The organism is Caulobacter sp. GW822-FHT01G02 (assembly GCF_058802865.1).
The window spans coordinates 1-23,946 of sequence record NZ_JBXAON010000004.1; the positions used below are offsets into that span (position 1 = coordinate 1).

At 68.7% G+C, this 23,946-nt stretch carries 21 protein-coding genes and 2 pseudogenes; 10 read left to right on the forward strand and 13 right to left on the reverse strand.

Going from position 1 to position 23,946, the window contains the following annotated elements; genetic code table 11:
* Positions 1-76: 76 nt before the first annotated feature.
* A pseudogene (locus AC1RNC_RS12255) lies at positions 77-160 on the forward strand (alpha/beta fold hydrolase); the annotation flags it as partial.
* A 3-nt stretch (positions 161-163) separates the two neighbouring features.
* Here AC1RNC_RS12255 and AC1RNC_RS12260 read toward each other — a convergent pair.
* The 6 genes from AC1RNC_RS12260 to AC1RNC_RS12285 form a co-directional block, all read right to left on the reverse strand.
* Positions 164-2,899, reverse strand: coding sequence for a TonB-dependent receptor (locus tag AC1RNC_RS12260; RefSeq protein ID WP_492886593.1), 2,736 nt, complete (start codon positions 2,897-2,899; stop codon positions 164-166).
* Positions 2,900-3,114: 215 nt separating this feature from the next.
* Positions 3,115-3,861 carry a response regulator gene (locus tag AC1RNC_RS12265; protein ID WP_492887213.1) on the reverse strand — a complete coding sequence of 249 codons (747 nt, stop codon included), beginning with the start codon at positions 3,859-3,861 and terminating at the stop codon, positions 3,115-3,117.
* A 172-nt stretch (positions 3,862-4,033) separates the two neighbouring features.
* Positions 4,034-5,182, reverse strand: coding sequence for a hypothetical protein (locus tag AC1RNC_RS12270; protein WP_492886595.1), 1,149 nt, complete (start codon positions 5,180-5,182; stop codon positions 4,034-4,036).
* Between the two features lie 168 nt (positions 5,183-5,350).
* Complete coding sequence (locus AC1RNC_RS12275) at positions 5,351-7,081, reverse strand: ATP-binding protein (RefSeq protein ID WP_492886597.1); 1,731 nt, start codon at positions 7,079-7,081, stop codon at positions 5,351-5,353.
* A 117-nt stretch (positions 7,082-7,198) separates the two neighbouring features.
* Positions 7,199-8,485: an adenylosuccinate synthase gene (locus tag AC1RNC_RS12280; protein ID WP_492886599.1), complete on the reverse strand. Its 1,287-nt coding sequence runs from the start codon at positions 8,483-8,485 to the stop codon at positions 7,199-7,201.
* A gap of 139 nt (positions 8,486-8,624) precedes the next feature.
* Positions 8,625-9,233 (reverse strand): acyloxyacyl hydrolase, encoded by a 609-nt coding sequence (locus AC1RNC_RS12285; RefSeq protein ID WP_492886601.1) that lies wholly within the window; start codon positions 9,231-9,233, stop codon positions 8,625-8,627.
* Positions 9,234-9,378: 145 nt separating this feature from the next.
* Between AC1RNC_RS12285 and AC1RNC_RS12290 the strand changes: the two genes are divergently transcribed.
* The 5 genes from AC1RNC_RS12290 (at position 9,379) to AC1RNC_RS12310 (ending at position 15,884) form a co-directional block, all read left to right on the forward strand.
* On the forward strand, positions 9,379-10,356 hold the full coding sequence (locus AC1RNC_RS12290) for a threonine ammonia-lyase (protein WP_492886603.1): 978 nt from the start codon (positions 9,379-9,381) through the stop codon (positions 10,354-10,356).
* Between the two features lie 142 nt (positions 10,357-10,498).
* The gene (locus tag AC1RNC_RS12295) at positions 10,499-11,692 is read left to right on the forward strand and encodes a DSD1 family PLP-dependent enzyme (RefSeq protein WP_492886605.1); all 1,194 of its coding nucleotides are present in this window, start codon (positions 10,499-10,501) and stop codon (positions 11,690-11,692) included.
* A 43-nt stretch (positions 11,693-11,735) separates the two neighbouring features.
* Positions 11,736-13,391 carry a M28 family metallopeptidase gene (locus AC1RNC_RS12300; protein ID WP_492886607.1) on the forward strand — a complete coding sequence of 552 codons (1,656 nt, stop codon included), beginning with the start codon at positions 11,736-11,738 and terminating at the stop codon, positions 13,389-13,391.
* Between the two features lie 135 nt (positions 13,392-13,526).
* Positions 13,527-14,915, forward strand: a complete 1,389-nt coding sequence (locus tag AC1RNC_RS12305; RefSeq protein WP_492886608.1) for an L-serine ammonia-lyase — start codon at positions 13,527-13,529, stop codon at positions 14,913-14,915.
* Positions 14,916-15,128: 213 nt separating this feature from the next.
* Positions 15,129-15,884, forward strand: coding sequence for a DUF72 domain-containing protein (locus AC1RNC_RS12310; RefSeq protein WP_492886610.1), 756 nt, complete (start codon positions 15,129-15,131; stop codon positions 15,882-15,884).
* A 135-nt stretch (positions 15,885-16,019) separates the two neighbouring features.
* Here the strand turns inward: AC1RNC_RS12310 and AC1RNC_RS12315 are convergent.
* The 3 genes and pseudogenes from AC1RNC_RS12315 to didA form a co-directional block, all read right to left on the reverse strand.
* Positions 16,020-16,816 (reverse strand): annotated as a pseudogene (locus tag AC1RNC_RS12315) (DUF1295 domain-containing protein).
* A gap of 60 nt (positions 16,817-16,876) precedes the next feature.
* Positions 16,877-17,878, reverse strand: coding sequence for a dipeptide epimerase (locus AC1RNC_RS12320; protein ID WP_492886611.1), 1,002 nt, complete (start codon positions 17,876-17,878; stop codon positions 16,877-16,879).
* 45 nt (positions 17,879-17,923) lie between these two features.
* Complete coding sequence (gene didA / locus AC1RNC_RS12325; RefSeq protein WP_492886613.1) at positions 17,924-18,130, reverse strand: DNA damage-induced SOS-independent cell division inhibitor A; 207 nt, start codon at positions 18,128-18,130, stop codon at positions 17,924-17,926.
* A gap of 158 nt (positions 18,131-18,288) precedes the next feature.
* On the opposite strand from didA, the gene AC1RNC_RS12330 reads away from it, so the two are divergent.
* Positions 18,289-18,597 carry a polyhydroxyalkanoic acid system family protein gene (locus tag AC1RNC_RS12330; RefSeq protein ID WP_492886615.1) on the forward strand — a complete coding sequence of 103 codons (309 nt, stop codon included), beginning with the start codon at positions 18,289-18,291 and terminating at the stop codon, positions 18,595-18,597.
* A gap of 1 nt (position 18,598) precedes the next feature.
* Here the strand turns inward: AC1RNC_RS12330 and AC1RNC_RS12335 are convergent, their stop codons facing one another.
* Positions 18,599-19,456, reverse strand: coding sequence for a sigma-70 family RNA polymerase sigma factor (locus tag AC1RNC_RS12335; protein WP_492886616.1), 858 nt, complete (start codon positions 19,454-19,456; stop codon positions 18,599-18,601).
* Positions 19,457-19,552: 96 nt separating this feature from the next.
* Here AC1RNC_RS12335 and AC1RNC_RS12340 point away from each other — a divergent pair, with 96 nt between their 5' ends.
* Positions 19,553-20,026 carry a carboxymuconolactone decarboxylase family protein gene (locus AC1RNC_RS12340; protein ID WP_199743390.1) on the forward strand — a complete coding sequence of 158 codons (474 nt, stop codon included), beginning with the start codon at positions 19,553-19,555 and terminating at the stop codon, positions 20,024-20,026.
* An 11-nt stretch (positions 20,027-20,037) separates the two neighbouring features.
* On the opposite strand, the gene AC1RNC_RS12345 is transcribed toward AC1RNC_RS12340, so the two are convergent.
* Positions 20,038-20,448 carry a DUF983 domain-containing protein gene (locus AC1RNC_RS12345; protein WP_492835843.1) on the reverse strand — a complete coding sequence of 137 codons (411 nt, stop codon included), beginning with the start codon at positions 20,446-20,448 and terminating at the stop codon, positions 20,038-20,040.
* A 68-nt stretch (positions 20,449-20,516) separates the two neighbouring features.
* Here AC1RNC_RS12345 and AC1RNC_RS12350 point away from each other — a divergent pair, with 68 nt between their 5' ends.
* Positions 20,517-21,881 carry an aminotransferase-like domain-containing protein gene (locus tag AC1RNC_RS12350; RefSeq protein WP_492886619.1) on the forward strand — a complete coding sequence of 455 codons (1,365 nt, stop codon included), beginning with the start codon at positions 20,517-20,519 and terminating at the stop codon, positions 21,879-21,881.
* Here AC1RNC_RS12350 and AC1RNC_RS12355 read toward each other — a convergent pair.
* Entirely contained in the window at positions 21,878-22,081 is a 204-nt protein-coding gene (locus tag AC1RNC_RS12355) for a hypothetical protein (protein ID WP_492835847.1), read from the reverse strand. The genes AC1RNC_RS12350 and AC1RNC_RS12355 overlap by 4 nt on opposite strands.
* Positions 22,082-22,145: 64 nt before the next feature.
* Positions 22,146-22,778, reverse strand: coding sequence for a TetR/AcrR family transcriptional regulator (locus AC1RNC_RS12360; RefSeq protein ID WP_492886621.1), 633 nt, complete (start codon positions 22,776-22,778; stop codon positions 22,146-22,148).
* A gap of 76 nt (positions 22,779-22,854) precedes the next feature.
* Between AC1RNC_RS12360 and AC1RNC_RS12365 the strand changes: the two genes are divergently transcribed.
* Positions 22,855-23,943, forward strand: a complete 1,089-nt coding sequence (locus tag AC1RNC_RS12365) for an efflux RND transporter periplasmic adaptor subunit (RefSeq protein WP_492886623.1) — start codon at positions 22,855-22,857, stop codon at positions 23,941-23,943.
* The last annotated feature ends 3 nt before the right edge of the window (positions 23,944-23,946 follow it).

Below are 23,946 nucleotides of genomic sequence, written 5' to 3' on the forward strand. Positions count from 1 at the left end.
TGTAAGGCCAAAGATGCGACTGTCGCACCTTGGTCGGCGTTAAGTTGTCGTTGGGCCAGCGTTAGGTTGTAACGACAGCCACATGACGCCGATGGAGGCGCCAGGGCCGGTGAACGGGGCGCTGCGCCACTGGCTGCAACGCCCCGCGGGCAAGCGTTAGACGTCAGAAGTTGAAGCGCACCCCGCCGACATAGCGGCGGCCGAACTTCTCGTACTCGATCGGGTAGCGCGACTGGTCGCCGTAGCGGCGCGCGCCCTGGTTGGTCAGGTTGCTGGCGTCGAAGAACACTTCGAGGTTCTTGTTGACCCGATAGCGGGCCGAGAAGTCCATCTCCTCGTCGCTGTCCCAGAAGATATCGCCGTTGCCGTTCGGATAGGTCCCGCCGTTGACGACGCGATAGGCGCCCACCGACTGGCCCCACGGCGTGCGGTACTGGTAGGCCAGACGCAGGGTCATGCCGTACTTTTCGTAGATGGCCTGGACGTTATAGACGGCGTCCGAGGTGCCCAGCACCGAGATGGTGCGGGCCGGCGCGCCGCCGACCGACGGCAGGGTGACCTTCGACGAGGTCCAGGTGCCCGACAGGCGCGTGCCGAAGCCGCCCAGCCAATCGGGCAGGCTATGCTGCTCGACGAAGGTCTTGGCGGTGCCGCTGAAGAACAGCTCGATGCCCTGCAGGTGGCCTTCGCCGGCGTTGTCGATGCTGCTGTAGGCGTAGCCCGAGCGGTCGACGCCATTGCTGTTGAGCGAGCTGTCGCCGAACGTGCGCGAGGTCTGGACCAGGACGTCCTTCAGGTCCTTGTAGAACACGCCCGCCGACAGGAAGGTCTCCTGGCCGGCGTACCATTCCAGATAGGTGTCCAGGCCGACCTGGCGTTCGGGCTTGGCGTTGGGATTGCCGCCCGAGACCGTCTGGTTGCTGTCGCTGAAGGTGAAGTTCGGGCGCAGGTCATCGAAATCGGCGCGCGAGGCCGAGGTGGTAACGCCGACCCGCAGCTTGAGGTCTTCCTGCAGGTTCCAGTTCAGGTGGGCGCTGGGATAGTAGAGCGTGTCGTCGCTCTTGGTCTTGACCAGGCGCACGCCGGCCGGGGTCGCGCCCGCGGCCGGGAAGCTGACATAGGCCTGGCCCTCGTTCTCGATGTGCTCGACGCGGACGCCGTAGACGAGGTTGCCCCAGTCGAAGCGGGTCGTGCCCATGGCGTAGCCGGCGGTGATCGTCTCGCCCACGCGCCAGTAGTTCTCCGTGGTGTCGGTCTTGGTCGCCGTGCCGGCGGCGACGAGGCCCTTTACGAAGTTGGTCGTGTAGTCCTTGTCGGTGTAGCGGAAGGTGTAGTTGAGGTTCTGGCTGCCCAGATAGCCGATATTGGTCGCGAACTGCGCCCAGGCCGGCGCGGTGGAGCCCGAGAAAGCCTGGCTGAAGGCGCTTTCACGCGACTTCTTGGTGCGGTCGGTCCACAGGCCGCCGAACTCGAACTTGGTCTCATGGCCGCCCAGTTCGGCCTCGTAGTCGAAGTCGGCCTTGGCGGTCAGGGCGTTGGTGAAGTCGCCGCCCTTGAGGTTGCCGGCGCTGGTCAGCGGGAACTGGAAGTCCTCGATGTTGGTCACCTGGGCGCCGCGAGTGCGGGCGCCGGTCAGGCCGCCGGTCTGGAAGAGCTTGACCGTGTTCACGTCGCCGTTACGGAAATCGTACTCGACGGTCGGACGCAGCAGGAAGCTGGAGGGGCTCCGGAACGCCATGGTCACCGGGGTGTCACGGCCGTCCTGGGTGTAGGTGTAGTTCAGCCGCCAAGAGGCGCTGAACTTGTTCCACTTGTGCTCGCCGCCCACCGTGTTGGTGGACATGGCTTCCTTGCTGTTGCGGTAGTCGATGCGGCTGTCGATGCGCGCGCCATAGCTCGTGCCGAAGGTCGGGTTGTTGGCGTTGATATAGGCGGCGCTGGTATAGCCGGCGCCGGCCGCGTCCGTGCCCTGGTCCAGGCGGAAGAGGAAGTTATCGCGCAGTTCGTCGTCGTGATAATAGGTGTTGATCGTGCTGGCGAAGATCGAGTTGTTCTCGTCGAACTTGTAGTCCAGCCGGATCGAGGCCGACAGGTTCTCGCGGGTCAGGCGATAGTGCTTGTTCTCGTGCTCGCGGGCGAACTTCTTGTCGGGCGCGACGGTGTTGCTGAGATACGGGTCGGTTTCCCAGTTGTCGGTCGCCATCTCGCGCGAATAGTACGAGCCTTGGGCCACGATGCCGAACTTGTCGCCGAAGACGTTCGAATAGACGAGGTTGCTGTCGATCTCGTCGCCGCCGCCCAGCTTGACGCGGCCCCAGCCCAGCTTGCCGGTGATGTGTTGGCCCTTGTAGTCGAAGGCGCGGCGGGTGCGGATGTCGACATTGCCCGCGACCGTGTCGCCCGGCATCGACGGCACGATGGCCTTCTGGACCGTGATCTGGCTGGCGATCGCCGAGGGGATGTTGTCGAAGCGCGTGGCGCGGCCTTCCGGGCTGACGACGCTGAGGCCGTCGAACGACAGGGTCGTCCAGTAGGACGGCGCGCCGCGCAGGTTGATGTAGCGGGCCTGGCCCTGGTCGCGCTCGACGCCCACGCCCGGCAGGCGGCCGACGGCGAAGGCGATGTTCTGGTCGGGCAGGGCGCCGACCGCGTCGGCCGACAGCACGCTGACCAGCGAGTCGGAGTTCTTCTGGATCTGCAGCGCCACGGCCTGGCTCTCGGCCAGCGGGCGGCGACCGGTGATGACGATGTCGCTGACGGTGGTGTCGGTCTCATCGGCCTTGGCGACGGCGTCGGCGCTGGCGATGGGGTCGGCATGCGCCACGCCGGCGACGGTCGCCAGCACGAGCGAAAGGATGCTTGCGCGGCGCAGCAGCGCCGCTCGGATGCGGATGGACATGTGTACCCCCAGTGCCGTCGCGACTTCGCGCGACTTTCGAGCTTCAGTGGGGAGGCCTTAGCGGCGGGGCGTCTCGTCTCCACGACGAAACAATGACGCCTTTATGACGACATAGTTTGACTGGGTTCCGCCACAATCTCGAAAACAAAGAAAGGCGGCGCCCATCGGACGCCGCCTTTCTTTACTTATGCTCTCCCATGACACGGGGGAGAACCTTATGCCGCCCGGCCCGTGTCCTCGCCGACCATGAAGCCCAGCAGGGCGTCAATGCGCTTGACCAGCTCCGAGCGGGCCGCGGGACCGGCCAGGTCCGCGCCCATGCAGGTTTCCAGCGCCGCGGCGGCCTCGACCAGGCGGCGGTCCTTGATGAACTCGCCGACCTTGCGCAACTCGACCGCCTGGGCGATCAGGGCGCGGCGGGCCTGGGCCGGATCGCTGTCCAGCGCGGTGGCGGCGGATTTGACGATGCGCAGGGCCTGGGACAGGCGCGCGCCAGGCGTGCCGGCCCCGTCGGCCTTGCGCTTGCGCGGGCCCTTGTAGTCGGCCGAGTTGAAGCGGCGGCGGTCGGGACCGACATAGGCCACGGCCTCGATCCAGTCGCGCGGCTTGAGGGTCACCGCTTCGAGGCGGCGCTCCAGATCGCCCAGATTGAAGGGCTTGCGCATGAACTCGTGCACGCCGGCGTCGCGGGCGCCGAAGATCGCTTCGGCGGTGGCTTCGGCCGTGCACATGATCACCGGGGCCTCGCGGCACATCAGGTCGCTGCGGCGAATCTTGCGGGTGAAGGCCAGGCCGTCGACGCCGGCCTGGTTGTGCTCGACGAAGATCAGCTGGGGATCGGTGGCGCGGGCCATGGCGTAGCCCTTCTCCGCCGACGGCGCGGCGAAGATCTGCACGCCCCCCAGGGGGCGCAGGTGCTCGGCCAGCAAGCGCGCCGTCGCCGGATTCGGATCGACGACCATGACTCGCTGCACCTTGGCGGCGACACGCTGGATTGTGCGGACGTTACCGTCGAACACGGACCACAGACTCCTCGAAACTAGACCCCGACGAATAGACCCAGAATGTAAAAATCCGCTTATAATCGCGCAGCGATTAATCGCGTCAGCTTGCCGTGCTCGCTCCGTGCGCTCGCTAGGCGCCCAGGGGCACCGACAGGCCGGCCTCGAAGTCCATCAGGATATCGATGGCCTCCTCGACGTCGACCGTCAGCGGCTCGTTCTGGGGGAAGCGATAACGCCAGTAGCTGGAGATGTGCGAGATCACCCCCACCCGCTCGCCCAGCGACAGGAACATCTCGGGCGCGCGCAGCAGGAAGTCGCGGAAGGCCGTGGGCCGGCCGTTCTCGATCAGGTCCTCGAACGCGTCGTCATAGACCTTCAGCGTGCGCAGGATCGCCGAGCGCTCGACCAGCACCCCGCCCTGCAGGCGGCGGCGGGAGTCGTCGACGAACTTGGCGGTCTCGGCGTCCTTGTTGCCGGTGACGATCAGGCGGCCGATCTCCTGGCCCACCGTGGTCAGCTGCGGCCACAGCTTGGTCAGCATCCACTTGTAATAGAGGAAGCCCTTCCAGCTGAAGACGCCCTCCTTGAAGCTCTCGCCCTCCATGACCAGGGTGTCGCGCAGCGGCTCCAGGCGCTCGTCGACATCGGTCGACAGCAGGGCCTCGACCAGGCGGGCGGCATGGGCGCGGCCGACGCCGCCGGCCCCGCGATAGGCCAGCTCGATCAGCCGTGAGATTTCCAGGGTCACGAAGCCCTGCATGTTCTCGTAGTCGGCCGTCGACAGGGCGAAATAGCAGTTGGCCACCAGCACGCCGTGGCGGCGCAGGTGCTCGCGCAGCAGGAACGGATCCAGCGACGGCAGCACGTCGATCATCCGCAGGGTGGCGAGATCGCGGCTCATGTCGCCCGAGGCGTTGCAGGCCTCGACCACCAGATCGGCCCAGCCGCGCTGACCCACGAACACCGACTGGCCGCCCAGCCCCAGGTCCTTGCGGTCGAACGGGATGATGATCTTGGTCGCCGTCGGCCGGGCTTCGTCGAACAGGTAGATGTCGTCGTTGCGCAGGCGGTGCTTCAGCACGATGGCGGTGTTCAGGGTCCGGTTCCGGAACAGCGGCGCCTGAGCGTATTCGGGCCGGTGGGCGCTCTCGGCCTCGACGGCCAGCAGGTTGAGGACACGGCTGGTCGAGGCCGTGCGCTCCAGGGCGCGCAGGCTGCGCATCATCCGATCGGACTTGTGGATCGGCTTCAGCTTGCGGCGACGCGCGAGTGCGGACACGAAAACCCCTTGTGTAGACACGCCGTCATAAGGCCGGGGTGGCTAACAAACGCTAACCAAACGACGTTCGCTCAATCGCACGCAACCGGAAGTGGGGACGCGGGGTCGCTCGGATCCTTCCCCACGGGCGCCCCGGAGGAACTGGCCCGCTATATCGGGGAATAGGCTCTAGCTCGCGGCCTTCAGCGCTTCGGGCGCCGACGCCGCGCCGCGCATCCTGGCCACCGTCATCAGCAGTCCGGCCGGCTGGATCGGCTTGGGATGAGCGTCGTCGAAGCCCTGGGCCAGCAGGCGCTCGGCGTCGCCGACCATGGCGTCGGCGGTCAGGGCCACAACCGGCAGGTCGACCCGGCCGCCCTCGCCCGCGCGGATGCGGCGCACGGTCTCGACGCCATCCATCACCGGCATGTGTACGTCCATCAGCACGACGTCGAAGTCCTCGACCCGCAGGCGGGCCAGGGCCGTGTGGCCATCGGCGGCGGTCGCCACCAGGACTCCGGCGGCTTCCAGGATGGCGCGGGCCACGGTCTGGTTGATGGCGTTGTCGTCGACGACCAGCACCCGCGCGCCGGTCAGGTCGGCGGCGGCGGCGTCGTCCGATGCGTCCTCCGGCGCCGCGGCGGCGGGCAGCGGCAGGCGGGCGGTGAAGATCGAGCCCTCGCCCAGCGTGCTCTCCACGCCGATCTCGCCCCCCATCTGCTCGGCCAGGCGCCGGCAGATGGCCAGGCCCAGGCCGGTGCCGCCGAACCGGCGGGCGGTCGTGCGGTCGCCCTGGACGAACGGGGTGAAGAGCTGGGCGACCTGGGCGGCGTCCATGCCCACGCCGGTGTCGGACACGGACAGGGCGATCCCGTCGCCCTCTCCAGGACCGTTCGGCGCGACGCGGATGACAACCCGGCCGGCGTCGGTGAACTTCAGGGCGTTGGAAATCAGGTTGCGCAGGATCTGGCGCACGCGCGCATCGTCACCCGCCAGCCAGGCCGGCGTCGCCGGATCGATCTCGACCGCCAGCTCGACGCCCTTCAACAGCGCGGTCTCGCGCCAGACCAGGCGGATCTGCGAGACCGACTTGCGGATGTCGAACGGCGCGACATCCAGGACGAGCTTGCCGGCCTCGACCTTCGACAGGTCGAGGATGTCGTTGAGAATGGTCATCAGGCCGTGGCCCGACTGTTCGATCGTGTCCAGATAGTCCATCTGGCGCGCGTCGAGGTTGGTGCCGCGCAGGGCATGGGCCAGACCTAGCATCCCATTCATCGGCGTGCGCAGTTCATGGCTCATCATCGCCAGGAAGTCCGACTTGGCGCGACTGGCCTCCAGGGCCTCGATCTCGGCGCGCTCGAGAGCCTGGGCGGACTTGCGCATCACGCGCACCGCGTCGATGGCGTAGCCGATGAGGCCGGCGATCGTCACGAGGACCACGGCCTTGTCCCAGACGGTGAAGCGCTTGGCCAGCAGGGCGATCAGGGTCAGGGCGCCGAACGGCCCGGGCAGGATGGCGAGCATGGCCGCCCAGCTGACCGTGGCGTATTTCAGCCCCTCGACCACCATGCCGAACAGGATGATCACGGCGGCGAACTTCATCGCTATCGGACCGTGCACCGCGCTCCAGCCGGCCATGATCGACCAGGCGGCCGCGAAGCAGGCCGGCGGCCCCACCCGCAGAGCCAGCCGCGTGCGACCGGTCTGGCGCGGTTCGAAGACCAGTTGCAGATAGACGAGCCAGCCTTCGAGGACGACATTCACCGCGCCCCAGGCCAGGGCCGGCCCGGCGCCGAAGTGAAAGGCCAGCAGCCCGCCCACCAGGGTGGTGACGGTCAGGCGCGCGACCCGGCTGCGCCGGCTCATCAAGAGCGAGGCGCCTTCTCGTCCGTCGTCCAGGATATCTCGAAGAGCCAAACGCTCCTCCCGCAAAACTAGAGCTTCAGGCCGCCCTGCTCTAGGTCGCGGGAGGCTAGGCGAACAAGGTTCACCAAGCGTTTACCGTGCGACAGTCCGCCGCGCCTTTTTTGCGCTCTATCCCTGGAAGGGGTCTCGCATCAGGATGGTGTCGTCGCGCTCGGGGCTGGTGGACAGCAGGGCGACCGGGGCGCCGATCAGTTCCTCGACGCGACGCACATACTTGATGGCGTTGGCGTTGAGGTCCTTGAACGAGCGGGCGCCGGCGGTGCTTTCGGTCCAGCCGGCGATCTCCTCGTAGACCGGCGTGGCGGCGGCCTGGTCGCGCAGGCCGGCCGGCAGGTAGTCGAGGACCTTGTCGCCGATCTTGTAGCCGACGCAGATCTTCAGGGTCTCCAGCCCATCCAGCACGTCCAGCTTGGTCAAGGCGACGCCGTGGATGCCGTTGATGGCCACCGACTGGCGCACCAGAACCGAGTCGAACCAGCCGCAGCGGCGGGCGCGGCCGGTGTTGACGCCGACCTCGCGGCCGACGGTCGACAGGTGCTTGCCGACGTCGTCGAACAGCTCGGCCGGGAACGGGCCTTCACCCACGCGGGTGGTGTAGGCCTTGACGATGCCCAGCACGAAGCCGGTCGCCGACGGGCCCATGCCCGAACCGGCCGAGGCCTGGCCGGCGGCGGTGTTGGACGAGGTGACGAACGGATAGGTGCCGTGGTCGACGTCCAGCAGCGAGCCTTGCGCGCCTTCGAACAGGATGCGGCGGCCGGCCTTGTAGGCCTGGTCCAGCACCCGCCACGCCGGCTGGGCGTAGGGCAGGATGCGCGGGGCCAGCGCCATCAGGGCGTCGAACAGCTCCTGAGCGTTGGCCTCCGGCAGGTTCAGGCCGCGCCGCAGGGCGCCGTGGTGGCTCAGCAGACGCTCGATCTTCGGCTTCAGGGCTTCGGGATCGGCCAGGTCGGCGACGCGGATGGCGCGGCGGCCGACCTTGTCCTCATAGGCCGGACCGATGCCGCGGCCGGTGGTGCCGATCTTCTGGGTCGAGGCCGCCTCGCGGGCCTGGTCCAGGTCGCGATGCAGCGGCAGGATCAGGCAGGCGTTGTCGGCCAGGATCAGCAGCTCGGGGGTGATGTTGACGCCCTGGTCGGCGATCTTGTCGATCTCGCTCAGCAGGTGCCAGGGATCGACCACGACGCCGTTGCCGATCACCGACAGCTTGCCCTGGACGACGCCCGAAGGCAGCAGGGCCAGCTTGTAGACCTTGCCGTCGACCACCAGCGTGTGGCCGGCGTTGTGGCCGCCCTGGAACCGCACGACGACATCGGCCCGGTTGCTGAGCCAGTCGACGATCTTGCCCTTGCCTTCGTCGCCCCACTGGGCGCCGACAACGGTCACGTTTGCCATGGTGGAGATATGCCTTGTCGCCTGCCGGGTGACGTCGCGGGGTCCTTCGACAGGACTCGACCCCGGACGTTCAATCAGTTTTGGCCACCCTTGTTTTCAAGGGGCGACACGCGAACCGTCAAATCGGCTCGGCGCGAAGTCAGAAGGCGTAAACCAGCCTGACCCCCGCGTCGTCAAGCCCCTGGTTCTTGCCCTGGTGGAAGATCTGGCCGTTCGACAGGTGGGTATAGGAAAGCTCGACCGACACCTTGTCGCTGACCTGGTAGCCCAGGGCCAGCTCCGGCTCGAACAGCACCTTCGAGCCGAAATCGATGCGGTGATAATAGAGATAGGTCCGGCGATCGCGCTCGGCCTGGGTCAGGCCCGGCGCGTTGGCGGGCGGCAGGCCGGCCTTGCCGTCGGTATAGGCCAGGCCGATCCCGGGGCGGAAATAGAAGCCGCCCGGCTGGCCCAGCTCGATCTTCCAGTCGAAGCCGGCGGCCACGAAGTTCGAGGTGTTCTTGGTGTTGATCGACACCATGGCGTGGACCTGCGGCTTGCCCAGCCAACGCAGGTTTTCCAGCTTGTCGGTGCGATAGCCGAGGTGGATGTCGGCCCCGTCCTCGCGCCCGGCGGCGCCCAGGCCGACCGCGTCGCCGATGAAGGTCACGTCGTGCTTGTAGACCCCGACGAATGCCTCTTCGGCCATGGCGGGGGCGGCGCACCCCAGCACGACAGCAGCCGCGGCGGCGAACATGGCGGTCTTCATCGAGTCGTCCTGAACAGTCAGCCCATCCCTATATGGATTGAACGACGAAGGTCGCAAACTGTTTCAGGGGTGCTCCTTGAACGGTTTTGCCCCGATGCGGCGGCGGTGCTTCAAAAGCGCCGCCGCAACCCCTAAACCTGGGGGCATGAACATCTGCCTCGCCGACATCCAAGCCGCCGCCGGACGCCTGAAGGGCCTGGCCGTCGAGACCCTGCTGATCGAGAGCCCCGCGCTGAACGCACGCCTGGGCGGGCGGATCTTCCTGAAGCCCGAGACCCTGCAGCGGGCCGGGGCCTTCAAGTTCCGGGGAGCCTATAACCGCCTCAGCCAGCTGACCGACGCGGAGAAGGCGCGGGGCGTCGTGGCCTTCTCGTCCGGCAACCACGCCCAGGGCGTGGCCCTGGCGGCCAAGCTGCTGGAGATCCCGGCCCTGATCGTCATGCCGTCCGACTCCCCGGCCGTGAAGGTCGAGGGGACCCGGGGCTTCGGGGCCGAGATCCGCTTCTACGACCGCTTCACCGAGGACCGCGTGGCCATCGCCGACCAGATCGCCGCCGAGCGCGGCTGCGTGGTCGTGCCGTCCTATGACGATCCGCACATCATCGCCGGACAAGGCACGCTGGGGATCGAGATCGTCGAGCAGGCCACGGCGCTGGGCGTCACGCTGGACCGGGTGCTGTCGCCCGTCGGCGGCGGCGGCCTGATCGCCGGGACCTCGACGGCGGTGAAGGCGCTTTCTCCGTCCACGGAGGTCTGGGGGGCCGAGCCCGCCGGCTTTGACGAGACCCGCCGCTCGCTGGAGAGCGGCCGGCGCGAAACCATCGACAAGGACGCCCGCTCGATCTGCGACGCCCTGCTGACCCCGACCCCCGGCGAGCTGACCTGGGCGATCAACAGCAAGACGCTGAGCGGGATCGCCGCCGTCACCGACGCCGAGGTGGCCGAGGCGATGCGCTACGCGTTCTCGGTGCTGAAGCTGGTGGTCGAGCCGGGCGGCTGCGTGGCGCTGACGGCGGCGCTGACCGGAAAGATCGACCTGAGAGGCCGGACGGCGGCGATCGTGCTGTCGGGCGGCAATGTCGATCCGGGCTTGTTCGCGCAGGTTCTTCAGGGCGAACTCTAAGCAACAAAATCCTTGTCATCCCGGAAGCCTCGCAGAGGCTGTCCGGGACCCAGGGCGTGACAGAGCGCTGTGCGCGCCGCCCCTGGGTCCCGGCTCTACGCTTCGCTTCGGCCGGGATGACAAGAGGAGGATTGAGGACAACATGGAACTTCCAGGCGCCGAACATCTCCCCCAGACGCCCCTCCTGGTCGTCGACCGCGCGGCGCTCACCCGCAACCTCGCCCGCATGCAGGCCCTCTGCGACGCCGCCGGCGTGCGCCTGCGGGCCCACGGCAAGACCCACAAGTGCTCCACGCTGGGCCGCCTGATCGTCGAAGGCGGCGCCGTGGGCCTGTGCTGCCAGACGGTCGGCGAGGCCGAGGCCTACGTGGCCGGCGGGATCACCGACGTCCTCGTCACCGCCCCCGTCCCGCCCTGGGGACCGCCGCGCCTGGCCGCGCTAGCCAAGACCGGCGCGACCGTCGGCGTGGTCGCCGATGACGAGGGCCAGATCGATCGCCTGTCCGACGCCGCCGTCGCGGCCGGCGTCACGCTGGACCTGGTCGTCGATCTCGACCTTGGCACCCACCGCGCCGGCACCTACCCCAAGGACGCCCTGAAACTGGCCCGCGCCGCCGACGCCGCGCCGGGCCTACGGTTTGCGGGGATCCAGGCCTATCTCGGCCACCTGCAGCACATGGACGACCTGACCTTGCGCAAGACCGCCGCCGAGGCCGCCTTCGCCACGCTGAAAGCCCTGGTCGCCGAACTGACCGCCGCCGGCCTGCCGCCGCCGGTGGTGACGGGCGGCGGCACCGGAACCCACGTCTTCGACCTGGCCTCGGGCGTCTATACCGAGCTGCAGGCCGGGTCCTACGCCGTCATGGACGTCGAATACGACGCCTGCGGCGCGCCGGACGGCGAAGCCTGGGCGTTCGAGCCGGCGTTGTTCATCGCCTCCACCGTCGTCTCGGCCAACCACAAGAGCCACGTCACCGTCGACGCCGGCTTCAAGGCCGTGTCGATGGACGGGCCGCCGGCCCGGGTGGTCGCCGGCGCCGCGCCGGGCTCCCTCTGGCGGCCGATGGGCGACGAGCACGGCATGATCGCCCACCCGGCCCTGATCGACGTGCTGAAGGCCGGCGGCCGCGATCCGCTGAGCTTCGACCGGGCCGTGGCCGACGCCGACGCCGATCCCGATCGCGCCATCCCGGCCGATGCGCCCAAGGTTGGCGACCTCGTCTGGCTGCAGCCTGGCCACTGCGATCCGACCATCAATCTCTATGACGCCCTGCACGTCTGGGACGGTGAAAAGCTGGAACGCTGGCCGGTGGACGGGCGGCGGGTCTCCCTCTAGGGTCCGCGCCCAACGACAAGATCTGCTCCTGGAGGGGCTTGAGATGAAACGCCTGCTGCTCGCCACCGCCCTGCTCGCCGCGCCCATGCTGGCGCACGCGGCGGACGCGCCCAAGATCGACCCCGCCAGGCTGTCGGCTCACATCAAGGTGCTGTCGTCCGACGCGTTCGAGGGCCGCGGCCCCGCCACCGAGGGCGAGAAGAAGGCCGTCGGCTATATCGTCGACCAGATGAAGGCCATCGGCCTCTCCCCCGCCGGCGACCTGCAAAAGGACGGCAAGCGCGCCTGGACCCAGAACGTGCCGCTGGGCAAGTTCGAGATCACCGGCCCGGTCGCGGCCAGCGTCACGGTCGGCGGCGCCAAGCAAACCCTGACCCAGGGCGAGCAGGTCGCCATCCGCGCGGCCATGACCAATGTCGACAGCGTCTCGATCAAGGACGCCCCGCTGGTCTTCGTCGGCTATGGCGTCAAGGCGCCTGAGCGCAACTGGGACGACTTCAAGGGCCTGGACCTGAAGGGCAAGATCCTGGTCGTGCTGATCAACGACCCGGACTTCGAGACCGGTTCCGGTGACTTCGGCGGCAAGGCCATGACCTATTATGGCCGCTGGACCTACAAGTACGAGGAAGCCGCGCGCCAGGGCGCCGCCGGCGTCCTGATCGTCCACGAGACGGCCCCGGCCTCGTACGGCTGGAACACGGTCAAGAACTCCAACACCAACGTGATGTTCGACATCGTCCGCAAGGAACCGGGCAAGTCGCACCCGTCGATGGAGGCCTGGATCCAGCGTGATACGGCCGTCGACCTCTTCAAGAAATCCGGCCTGGATTTCGACGCCCTGAAGAAGCAGGCCCAGACCCGCGACTTCAAGCCGGTCGAGCTGAAGGGCGTCACCTACTCGGCCGACTACAAGGTCAAGCACGAGGTGATCATCTCCAAGAACGTCGCCGGCCGCATCGTCGGCGCGAAGTTCCCGAACGAGACCGTCATCTACAGCGGCCACTGGGACCACCTGGGCGTCGGCGCTCCGGACGCCAAGGGCGACAAGATCTATAACGGCGCCGTCGACAACGCCGACGGCATCGCCGCCCTGCTGGAGCTGGCCCGCGCCTTCAAGAACCAGCCCGCGCCGCAGCGCTCGATCCTGTTCCTGGCCGTGACCGCCGAGGAAAAGGGCCTGCTGGGCTCGGAATACTACGCTTCGAATCCTCTCTTCCCGCTGGCTGCCACGGTCGGCGACATCAATATCGACGCCCTGTCGGCCGCCGGTCCGGCCAAGGACATCGGCACGTCGGGCGACGGCAAGGTCGATCTGCAGGACATGCTGGTCGCCAAGGCCAAGCTGCACGGCCGCTACTTCACGCCGGATCCCGTGCCACAGGCCGGCCACTTCTACCGTTCGGACCACTTCCCGTTCGCCAAGCGCGGCGTGCCGGCCATTTCGATCGGCTCGGGCAACGACCTGGTGAAGGGCGGCAAGGAGGCCGGCGAGAAGGCCGAGGCCGACTACACCGAGAAGCGCTATCACCAGCCGGCGGACGAATGGTCGGCCGACTGGGACCTGTCGGGTCAGGCCATGGACCTGGGTCTCGTCTACGAGATCGGCCACGACCTGGCCAACAGCCGCGTCTGGCCGCAATGGCAGGCGGGTTCGGAATTCAAGGCCCTGCGCGACAAGACCGCCGCGCAGCGGAAGTAGGATAAGCGCTACGAGATCCTCGTCCTTCGACAAGCTCAGGATGAGGATCTCGATTGCGCCGCCCTTAGTACCCCAAAAGCCTCCCCAGTAGCCCTCATCCTGAGCCTGTCGAAGGACGAGGGCGGACCCACGATCATGACCGCCTCCGTCTTCGACCTCTTCAAACTCGGCGTCGGCCCGTCGAGCAGCCACACCATGGGGCCGATGAGCGCCGCCGTGCTGTTCGTCGGCCGCCTGCGCGAGGCCGGTAAGCTCACGAGCGTCCACCGGGTGGAGGTCCGCCTCTACGCCTCGCTGGCCCTGACCGGTCGGGGCCACGCCACCGACCGCGCCGTGATCCTGGGCCTGATGGGTTTCGTGCCCGCGACGCTCGATCCCGACGCCGGCGAGCGCGCCCTGCTGGAGAGCCAGGCCACCCAGTCCTTGAATCTGGCCGGCGATCACGCCATCGCCTTCGACGAGGCCCGCGACATCGTCTGGCTGGGCCACGAGCGCCTGCCGCAGCACCCCAATGGCCTGACCTTCACCGCCTTCGACAAGGCCGGCGAAGTGCTGGCCGAACGCACCTACTTCTCGATCGGCGGCGGCTTCGTCCGCGACGAGCGCGAAATGGGCAGCAACGCCCCGCCGGACGAAGGCCCCGGCGTCCCCTTCCCGTTCGAGAGCGGCGCCGACCTGCTGGACCGCGCCGCGCAGGCCGGCCTGACCATCGCCCAGGTCATGGCCGCCAACGAGCTGGCCCGGATGGACGAGGGCGCGATGAATGCCGGCCTCGACCGCATCTTCGGGGCCATGGAGGCCTGCATCGATCGCGGCATGCGCCAGGACGGCGTCCTGCCCGGCGGCCTGGCCGTCAAGCGCCGGGCTCACCAGATCCACCAGACCATCCTGGGCCGGATGGAGCGCCAGATGAGCGACCCGCTGGCGGCCATGGACTTCGTCAACCTGTGGGCCATGGCGGTCAACGAAGAGAACGCCGCCGGCGGCCGCGTGGTCACCGCCCCGACCAATGGCGCGGCCGGCCTGATCCCGGCCGTGCTGCGGTTCTTCGTGCGCTTCCACAAGGGCGGCCCCGAGCAGATCCGGGTGTTCCTGCTGACCGCCGCGGCGATCGGCGCGCTCTACAAGCGCAACGCCTCGATCTCGGGAGCCGAGGTCGGCTGCCAGGGCGAGGTCGGCGTGGCCTGCTCGATGGCCGCCGCCGGTCTGGCCGCCGCCCTGGGCGGGACCAACGCCCAGATCGAGAACGCCGCCGAGATCGGCATGGAGCACAACCTCGGCCTCACCTGCGACCCGATCGGCGGCCTGGTGCAGATCCCCTGCATCGAGCGCAACGCCATGGGCGCCATCAAGGCCATCGACGCCGCCCGCCTGGCCCTGCTCGGCGACGGCCAGCACTCGGTCAGCCTCGACAAGGTCATCGCCACGATGAAGCGCACCGGCGAGGACATGAACGAGATCTACAAGGAAACCTCGATGGGCGGTCTGGCCGTGGGCCTGTCGGTGAATAGGGTGGAGTGCTGAGGGAGACGCAGACTCCTCCCCCTTCATGGGGGAGGTGGATCGGCGCGAATACGCGACGAGACGGAGGGGGCTGGTCATGACTCGATGGCCCGGCGCAAACCCCCTCCACCGCCGTTCGGCGGTCCCCCTCCCCCAAGCGGGGGAGGAAAGATTCTCCCCTCGACGCCCGCCTCTTCCTCGACTAGCTTCGCCGTGAACAGGAAGGGAACAAACATGGCCAAGGGCGTGATCCGAACCGGTATCGGCGGCTGGACGTTCGAGCCCTGGCGCGGGACCTTCTATCCCGACGATCTCAAGCAGAAGGACGAGCTGAAATACGCCTCGTCGAAGCTGACCAGCATCGAGATCAACGGCACCTACTATTCGACCTTCAAGCCCAACAGCTGGCAGAAGTGGCGCGACGAGACGCCGGACGACTTCGTGTTCGCGGTCAAGGCCAGCCGCTTCTGCACCAACCGCAAGGTGCTGTCCGAAAACAACGATTCCCTCGAAAAATTCCTGTCCCAGGGGCTCGAGGAGCTGGGTCCGAAACTGGGTCCTATCAACTGGCAGTTCATGGCGACCAAGAAGTTCGATGCGGCGGATTTCGAGGGTTTCCTGAAATTGCTGCCAAAAGAGCGGAAGGGCGTCCAGCTTCGTCACGCTCTGGAGGTCCGCAGCCCGACCTTCGCCTGCCAGGAGTTCTACGACCTGGCCGCCCAGTACGGCGCGGCCATCGTCTACGCCGTCGACGACGAGGAGCCGACCTGGCCCTGCATCGACCAGCCGACGGCGGATTTCACCTATGCGCGGCTGATGTCCAGCAAGCCGGACGAGCCGACCGGGATGACGTCGGAGGAGTTGGACGGGGTGGTGAGGCAGGCGCGGAAATGGGCCGAACGGGGCGACGTGTTCGCCTACTTCATCGCCGGCGCGAAGGTGCGCAATCCGGCGGCCGCGATGGCGCTGATCGAGAAGCTGGGGGCCTGAAAGCTCCCTCGCACCCAAAGCTTGTCATCCCGGCCGAAGCGAAGCGCAGAGCCGGGACCCAGGGGGTGACGAAACGCGCCGCGCGCCGCCCCTGGGTCCCGGACAGCCTCTACGAGGCTTCCGGGATGACACGGTTTATTGAGCTTGGCCGATCTTCTTCGGAAACCACGGCACGAAGCCGCTGGTCCGCGCCACGTAGTCCTCGTAGCCCGGCTTGGACTTGCGCATCTTGCCCTCGGTGGTCGGCACGCCGCTCCAGCGGGTCAGCAGCACGGTGATCAGGATCGGCCCCGGCAGGCTCCAGGCGCCCAGGCCCGTCTCGGCGGCGATCAGGTAGAGCCCCCACCACACGCAGGCGTCGCCGAAATAGTTCGGATGGCGGGTGTAGCGCCACAGGCCCCGGTCCATGACCTTGCCGGCGTTGGCCGGGTCGGCCTTGAAGCGGGTCAGTTGCGCGTCGCCGATGGTCTCGAACAGAATCCCGACGACCGCCAGGGCAGCGCCCGCGAAGGCCAGAGGTCCCAACGGCCCGCCCTGCTGGCCCAACTGCACCGGCAAGGCTACCAGGAACCCCAAGGCGAATTGCAGCGAGAACACCAGCAGCAGGGCGGTCTTGGCGAAGCTCCAGCCGCGGTGCTTTTCGGCGTGGTCGATCATCGCGACATAGCGCCGGTCGGCCTCGTGGGTGCTCCAGCGCCAGAACAGGTAACCGCCCAGCCGCGCCGCCCACAGGGTGCACAGTCCCGTCAGCAGCAGGCCGTGCGGCGTCGCCGGAGTCTGAAACAGCGTGCTCCAGGCCAGCAGCGCCATGCCCGTCCCCACCAAGCGTCGATGAAACTGACGTCCTTGAGCCGCAGACTGACGAGCCAGAGCGCCAGGAAGGCGACCGCCGAAACGACGGCGTTGACGGCGAGAACGGTGAGGAGCGGCATGTCGAGACCTCGGACTGGGTCACGGAGATACGCACCAAACCACGGGAAAGATCTCCCGCGCTACAGCCACAGTCCCTGGGCTGTCACCGCGTCGCCCCAGAAGCCCGGCTTCGGCGGCGTGATCCGGCCGCGCTCGACCCGCAGCCCGCCGGGATGATCGGTCGCCAGCCACCACGGCCCGTCGAGGTCGGCGAAGTCGCTGGCCCCGCCCAGATGCAGCGCCGGCGCGACGCCCAGGGACGAGGCGACCATGCAGCCGGTCATCACCTGGAAACCCAGCGCCTTGGCCGCCTTCAGCATGGTGACCGCCTCGGTCAGGCCGCCGGTCTTGTCCAGCTTGAGGTTCACCGCCTGGTAGCGCCCCTTCAGCGCCGCCAGGTCGCCGCCGACATGGACGGACTCGTCGGCGCACACCGTGAACGGCGGGTCCCAGCCTTCGAGGTCATGGTCGGCGTCGGCGGGCAGCGGCTGCTCGACCAGGGCGATCGGCAGGTCGGCCAGCAGGGATTTCAATCCGTCGAGAATGTCGAAGGTCCAGCCCTCGTTGGGATCGACGATGAAGCGGGAATTGGGCGCGGCGGCCGCGACAGCGCGCAGGCGGGCGGCGGGGTCCTCGGCCGACAGCTTGATCTTGATCAGCGGCGCGTCGGCCACGGCGCGGGCGGCCGCGCCCATGGCCTCGGGCGTGTCGAGGCTGACGGTCACGGCGGTGACCAGGGCGGAAGGGATCGGCAGGCCTGTGGTGGCGGCCACGCTGACCCCGGTGCGCTTGGCCCGCAGATCCCATAGCGCCAGGTCCAGGGCGTTGCGGGCCGCGCCGGGCGGCAGGGCGGCGCAGGCGCCTTCCACATCCGTCGAGGCCAGGGCCGGCGTCAGCTGGGCCAGCACGCTGTCGACCGTCTCGCCGTAGCGGCCATAGGGCACGCTCTCGCCGCGCCCGACATGACCGTCGGCCGAGGCGATAACCTCGACCACATCGGCGGCGGTCTTGACCCCGCGCGAGATGCGGAACGGGGCCTTCAGCGGGTGCGAAACCGGGCGGACGGAGACGGCGATCGACATGCCCGAAGGGATGCCGCGTTTTGTGGTCTCCTACCAGCCCCCAAATCACCAGCCCCAGCGACGGGGGATCGGCGAGTCCGCGCGGCGCTCGGCCATCACCTTCAGGGCCAGCGGGCGGTCGACGACGAACAGGGCCAGCCAGACCAGCAGCACGCCGGCATAGTGGATGGCGCCGAGGACGCCGCCCGGACGGCCCGGACGCACGAAGCGGGCACGACGGGCGAACGGCTGGATCATGGCGAAGTCGGTCATGTCTTTTCCCCGGTCCGATGAGGGGCCTCATCTGGTAAGGACCAACTTGAGCGCGCCATGCGCCAGAATCGGACGTATTGAACCGATCGCGCAAACCGTTTCGTATCCCGCCGCGTTTTGCCGGAAAGCCGCCCAAGGAAAGCCGCCCAGAGGACCCCATGGCCAAGACCATCAGCATCAACATCCCCCATCAGCTGGGCGCGGCCGAGGCCAAACGGCGGCTGGAACAGGGCCTGGCGCAGCTGGCCGGCCAGATCCCCGGCGGCGACGCCAAGGGCTTCACCCAGAGCTGGGCCGGCGACGTGCTGAACTTCTCGGCCGTCGCCATGGGCCAGACCATCAACGGCGTCGTCCAGGTGCTGGAGGACCACGCCCGCCTCGACATCAGCCTGCCGGGCCTGCTGGGCATGGCCGCCGGCAAGATCAAGGACGAGCTGTCGCGGCGCGGGCAGTTGCTGCTGAAATAGGCTAGACCATCGCCACTTCGACGGCGTCCAGACGATCCGGATCGCCGGCGACGAAGATCTCGACGATCCGGCCGTTTTCGACGCGGAAGTCGAGCACGCGGGTCAGCCGGCCCAACGGCGCCACCACCGCGCCGATCGCGCCATCGACCAGGGCCGTGCGGGCGGTCTGGGCCAGGCCGTTGTAGAAATTGGCCACCTTCTCGGCGCCGCGCAGCTCGCGGACCTGACCGCCGCCGCCCAGGATGTCGGAGCGGACCACCACGTTCGGCGCCAGCACGGCCATCAGTCCCGCCAGATCACCGGTGCGCGAGGCGGTGAGGAAGGCGTCGACCACGCTCTTCTGCGCGGTCTGAGCCGCGTCCAGCGACGCCGCGCCGCCGCGCACCCGGCGGCGCGCCCGGCTGGCCAGTTGCCGGGCCGCGTCGGGCGTACGCTCGACGATCGGAGCGATCTGGTCGAACGGCATGTCGAACAAATCGTGCAGCACGAAGGCGATGCGCTCGGCGGGGCTCAGGGCCTTCAGCACCACCAGCAGGGCCAGCCCAACGGAGTCGGCCAGGATCGTCTCGCGCTCGACCGCGTCCTCGCCGCTGACCGAGGGTTCGATCCCGCCGTCCAGCGCGTCCTCGCGACGGGATTTCCGGCTGCGCAGCATGTCCAGGCACACGCGCGAAGTGACCGTGGTCAGCCAGGCCGAGAGATTGTCGACACCGTCGGCGCCCGACCGCGACAGCCGCAGCCAGGCCTCCTGCACGGCGTCCTCGGCTTCGGGCAGCGAGCCCAGCATCCGATAGGCCACGCCGCGCAGACGCGCCCGATCAGCCTCGAAACGGTCGGCCAGGACATTTTCTCGCGGCATCGGTCACATCGCTCCGTCGGGCTTCGTCACCTCTTCGACGAACGCAAGCCGCCGGATGTGACCGACGGCGTCGCCAAACCGCAAGGAGCAAGACCGATGCAAGCCCGCCAAATGAACGCCAGGATGACCCAACCCGCCCATCTGCTGCCCGACGCCATGAAGGCGATGATGGCGCTGTCCAGGTCCGCCCATGTCGAGGGCGTGCCGGAAACCCTGCATGAACTGCTGCACCTGCGCGTCAGCCAGATCAACGGCTGCGGCGTCTGCCTGGAGATGCACGCCCGCGGCGCCCTGAAGTCCGGCCAGAGCCCCGAACGCGTGGCCACCGTCGCCGGCTGGCGCGACACGCCCTACTTCACCGAGGCCGAACGCGCCGCCCTGGCCCTGGCCGAAGCCGTGACCCGCGTCGCCGACAAGGCCGACCCGGTGTCCGACGAGGTCTGGGACGAGGCCGCCCGCCACTATGACGAAAAGGCGCTGGCGGGCCTGTTGATCAGCATCTCGGCGATCAATGTCTGGAACCGCCTGAACGCGGCCACGCGTCAGGTGGCCGGGTCGCTGGGGGTCTAGCCCCCAGCCCCTTAGAGCCGCCGCGAGTCGAAGTCGTGGCGGCCCAGGCTCTCGAAGCGGCCTTCCTCGGCCTTGTTGATATATTGCGAGGCGACCAGCCAGCTCTTCACCGGGCGCAGGGTCGCCAGGCAGCCGATGATCAGCGCGGGGAACACCGTCACCAGATGCACCCAGATCGGCGGGTGATAGGTCACCTCGATCCAGGCGAAGACGGCGATCACCAGAATGCCGATGCCGCTCATCACGAAGAAGGCGGGGCCGTCAGCCGGGTCGGCGAAGCTGTAGTCCAGCCCGCAGCGGTCGCACTTCGGCGCCAGCTTCAGGAAACCACCGAACAGCTTGCCCTCGCCGCAGCGCGGGCAGCAGCACTTGAAGCCGGCCTCGATCGGCGTCGGGGAGTCGTAAACTTCATAGTCGGCCATCAGAGGCCCCTTCCTACAATCGCAGGATTGATCCATACATTGTGCGATTAATGTATGGATATTGAGCCATGCCCGCAACTAGGGGATCACCGAATCCGGCCGCCGCCTGGCTGCGCCGCATCGAGGCCCTGGACGGTCCCGCCTATCGCCGGATCGCCGAGGCCCTGGAGCGGGCCGTGGCCGAGGGCGAGCTGCAGGCCGGCGACCAGATCCCAGCCCAGCGCGAGGTGGCCCGGCTGGTTGGGATCGACTTCACGACGGTGACCCGCGCCTACGCCCTGGCCCGCGAGCGGGGGCTGATCGAGGGGACCACGGGACGGGGCACCTTCATCCGTTCTCGCACGATCGAGGACGAGGCCGGGCTGGTCGACCTGTCGATGAACCTGCCGCCGCCGCCCGCGGGGCTGAACCTGGCGGCGCTGCTGCGCGAGGCGACCGGCGCGATCCTGGCCCGGACCGATCCGGCGACCTTGATGGCTTATCACCCTGGCGCCGGCTCCCTGGCCCAGCGCACGGCCGGCGCGGCCTGGCTGGCCCCGAGCCTGGGCGAGACGGCCGCCGAGCGGGTGATCGTCGCCAGCGGCGCCCAGACGGCGCTGTCGGCCTTGCTGGACCACCTGACGACGCCTGGCGACGTGATCCTGGCCGAGGCCTTCGCCTATCCGGGCCTGCTGGCCACCGCCGCCCGGCGCGGCCTGAGCATCGTGGCCTGCCCGATGGACGCCGAGGGGCTGGAGCCGGAAGCGCTGGATCGGCTGATCGCCCAGCATCGTCCGCGCCTGCTGTGCTGCACCTCGACCTTCCAGAACCCGACGGCGGCGACCATGAGCCTTGCCCGACGTGAGGCGGTCGTGGCGATCGCCCGCGCGGCCGGCGTGACCATCATCGAGGACGACGCCTACGGCCTGCTGCCCGCCGCGCCCCTGCCCGCCCTCGCCGCCCTATGGCCGGAGGGCGTGTTCCATGTCGCCACCACCGCCAAGGCGCTCTCGCCGGGCCTGCGCCTGGCCTACATCGTCGCCCCACCGGGACAGGCCGAGGGCGCGGCGCGGACTCTGCACGCCATCGCCCAGATGCCCGCGCCGCTGATGGCGGCCGTGGTCACCGGCTGGATCCGCGACGGCGTCGCGACCCGGATCCTGGAGGGCGTCCGCGAGGAGGCGGTGGCCCGTCGCGCCCTGGCGGCGGCGCTGCTGCCGGCGGCGACGGGCGGGCCCGAGAGCCTGCACGTCTGGCTGCCCGGCGCGACCGCGACGCCGGCCGCCAGGGACCGAGGCCTGGCGCTTGTGGGGGCGGAGGCCTTCCGGGCGCCGGGAGCGGTCGGTGAGGGCCTGCGGGTCTCGCTGGGCGCGGCGGCCAAGCGGGCGACCTTGAGCCGGGCGCTGACCGCGTTGCGGGCGCTGACCCTGCCACCAGGAAAAGGGTGTTCCTAGAACTCCCCGTCGTCCTCGACTTCGCTCCCGCCTTCACCCTCGCCGCCCATGGCGTTCTCGAGGCTGTCGATGATGTCGTCCATCTGGTCGGGGGTGATCGAGACGTAGAGCGACTCGCCGCCGATGGCCGAGACCAGCAGGCGATAGCCGTCGTCGGTCTCCTGCAGGCTGAACGATTGGAGCGGCAGGAGCTGGGCCATGGGGATCCTTCCCGAAAGAGCGAGGCGCTCACTTAGAGGTCCGAGCCCTCTACTTCAACGCCCCCTACTTGAGCGCGCCTCTGCGCAGCATGGCCACATGGGTGGCGATCAGCGTCTCGCGCTCGATCCAGGGAAATTCCGGCCGGGCGATCAGCAGCGAGACCAGGCCGTGCAGCCCGGCCCACAACGACTGGGTCGCGGCCATCACGTCGTCGCCGGCCATCAGCCCGCCGGCGTGCAGCTCGCCGACCATCTCGACGAACACCTGGAAGACTTCCTTGCCGGCGGCCATCGGCTTTCCGCCGGTTTTCTCAAGAAACGAGCCGTCGATGCTTTTCTCCAGCATGAAGGCCACGCGGTACGCATCCGGATGGTCGAGGCCGAAGTCGATATAGACCCGCAGGCAGCGATCGAAATTCTCGGTGGTCGGGGTGTAGCCGACCCGCGCGTCGGCCATCCGCTGGCCCAGGATCGCGAAGGCCCGCACGCACAGCTCGGCGGCGATGTCGTCCTTGGTGGTGAAGTAGGCGTAGAGGGCCGGCTGCGAGATGCCGGCGATCTCGGCGATCTGGCGGGTCGAGACGGCGTGGACGCCCTTCTGGGCGAACAGGCTCTGGGCGGCGTCGAGGATCTCCTCGCGGCGCTCGGCGCCCTGGCCCTTGGGTTTGCGTGGGGAACGCGTTTGGGGAGACTTCATCGAAGGTCGTTGACCACTGCTATCCAAGCTTGACAAGCCATCGCTATCAATCACTGATAACTTATCATCGATCGATTTGGAACAGCTTATGTGGCGGACACCGCTCCCTCCCCTGGCGGCGCTGCTGATGACGACGGCGCTGGCGGCCTGTGGCGGCAAGGCCAAGACCGAGGCGGCGACCCCGCCGACTCCGGTCGAGGCCGCCCGCGTCGCCGCGCCCGGAGCGGCCGGCGCCGTGACCGGAGCCGGTACGCTGGAGCGCCGCCGCGAGATGGCGCTGTCGTTCCGCATCCCCGGCGTGCTGACGGCCATGAAGGTCGAGGCCGGCGACCGCGTCTCGGCCGGCCAGCTGGTCGCCGCCATCGATCCGGCCGGGGTCGACGCGCGCCAGCAGCAGACCGTGGCCGACCTGGAGCGCGCCCGCCGCGACATCGAGCGCGACAAGACGCTGTTCGAGAAGGGCTATGTCAGCCGCCAGCGGATCGACGACCGCCAGAGCGCACTGAAAGCCGCCCAGGCCGCCTATGACGCAGCCCGCTTCGACCGCCGCTGGGCCAGCCTCGTTTCGCCGGCCTCGGGCGTGGTGCTGGAGCGCCGCGCCCAGGCGGGCGAGGTCGTCGCCGCCGGCCAGGTGGTGGCGCGGATCGCCGACCTCTCCAGCCCGCTCGTCCTGCGCCTGCCGCTTTCCGCTCGCGAAGCCGCGCGGGTGCGGGTCGGCGATGTGGCGCAGGTTCGGGTCGAGGACCTCGCGGAGCAGACCCTGTCTGGCCGCGTCACCCGCGTCGGCGAGGCCGCCGACACCCGCACCGGCGCCATCAGCGTCGAAATCGAGCTCTCCGCCCCGCCCGCCGCCCTGCGCAGCGGCCAGGTCGCCCACGCCTCGCTGTCGGTTCGCACCGCGCCGGGCGCCACGACGGCCTTTGCCCGCATCCCCGCCGAGGCGGTGCTGGAGGCCAACGGCCAGCGCGCCTTCGTCTACCGGTTCGACCACGGCAAGGCCCGGCGCATGGCCGTCGGCTTCGGCGGCTTCGACGGCGACGACGCCCTGGTCTCGGGCCTGCCCGACGGCGCCCAGGTGATCACGGCCGGGGCCGGCTTCGTCGCCGATGGCGAGGCCGTGCGAGTCATCGATCCCAAGCGTCTCGACGCCTCCAGGGGTCAGTAAGCC

What these genes read in the sequence shown, in the direction of transcription:
- AC1RNC_RS12260 (WP_492886593.1), bottom strand. Translation starts at nt 2,899, where the DNA reads ATGTCCATCCGCATCCGAGCGGCGCTGCTGCGCCGCGCAAGCATCCTT.
- AC1RNC_RS12265 (WP_492887213.1), bottom strand. Translation starts at nt 3,861, where the DNA reads ATGGTCGTCGATCCGAATCCGGCGACGGCGCGCTTGCTGGCCGAGCAC.
- AC1RNC_RS12280 (WP_492886599.1), bottom strand. Translation starts at nt 8,485, where the DNA reads ATGGCAAACGTGACCGTTGTCGGCGCCCAGTGGGGCGACGAAGGCAAG.
- AC1RNC_RS12285 (WP_492886601.1), bottom strand. Translation starts at nt 9,233, where the DNA reads ATGAAGACCGCCATGTTCGCCGCCGCGGCTGCTGTCGTGCTGGGGTGC.
- AC1RNC_RS12290 (WP_492886603.1), top strand. Translation starts at nt 9,379, where the DNA reads ATGAACATCTGCCTCGCCGACATCCAAGCCGCCGCCGGACGCCTGAAG.
- AC1RNC_RS12295 (WP_492886605.1), top strand. Translation starts at nt 10,499, where the DNA reads ATGGAACTTCCAGGCGCCGAACATCTCCCCCAGACGCCCCTCCTGGTC.
- AC1RNC_RS12300 (WP_492886607.1), top strand. Translation starts at nt 11,736, where the DNA reads ATGAAACGCCTGCTGCTCGCCACCGCCCTGCTCGCCGCGCCCATGCTG.
- AC1RNC_RS12305 (WP_492886608.1), top strand. Translation starts at nt 13,527, where the DNA reads ATGACCGCCTCCGTCTTCGACCTCTTCAAACTCGGCGTCGGCCCGTCG.
- AC1RNC_RS12310 (WP_492886610.1), top strand. Translation starts at nt 15,129, where the DNA reads ATGGCCAAGGGCGTGATCCGAACCGGTATCGGCGGCTGGACGTTCGAG.
- AC1RNC_RS12320 (WP_492886611.1), bottom strand. Translation starts at nt 17,878, where the DNA reads ATGTCGATCGCCGTCTCCGTCCGCCCGGTTTCGCACCCGCTGAAGGCC.
- didA (WP_492886613.1), bottom strand. Translation starts at nt 18,130, where the DNA reads ATGACCGACTTCGCCATGATCCAGCCGTTCGCCCGTCGTGCCCGCTTC.
- AC1RNC_RS12330 (WP_492886615.1), top strand. Translation starts at nt 18,289, where the DNA reads ATGGCCAAGACCATCAGCATCAACATCCCCCATCAGCTGGGCGCGGCC.
- AC1RNC_RS12335 (WP_492886616.1), bottom strand. Translation starts at nt 19,456, where the DNA reads ATGCCGCGAGAAAATGTCCTGGCCGACCGTTTCGAGGCTGATCGGGCG.
- AC1RNC_RS12340 (WP_199743390.1), top strand. Translation starts at nt 19,553, where the DNA reads ATGCAAGCCCGCCAAATGAACGCCAGGATGACCCAACCCGCCCATCTG.
- AC1RNC_RS12345 (WP_492835843.1), bottom strand. Translation starts at nt 20,448, where the DNA reads ATGGCCGACTATGAAGTTTACGACTCCCCGACGCCGATCGAGGCCGGC.
- AC1RNC_RS12350 (WP_492886619.1), top strand. Translation starts at nt 20,517, where the DNA reads ATGCCCGCAACTAGGGGATCACCGAATCCGGCCGCCGCCTGGCTGCGC.
- AC1RNC_RS12355 (WP_492835847.1), bottom strand. Translation starts at nt 22,081, where the DNA reads ATGGCCCAGCTCCTGCCGCTCCAATCGTTCAGCCTGCAGGAGACCGAC.
- AC1RNC_RS12360 (WP_492886621.1), bottom strand. Translation starts at nt 22,778, where the DNA reads ATGAAGTCTCCCCAAACGCGTTCCCCACGCAAACCCAAGGGCCAGGGC.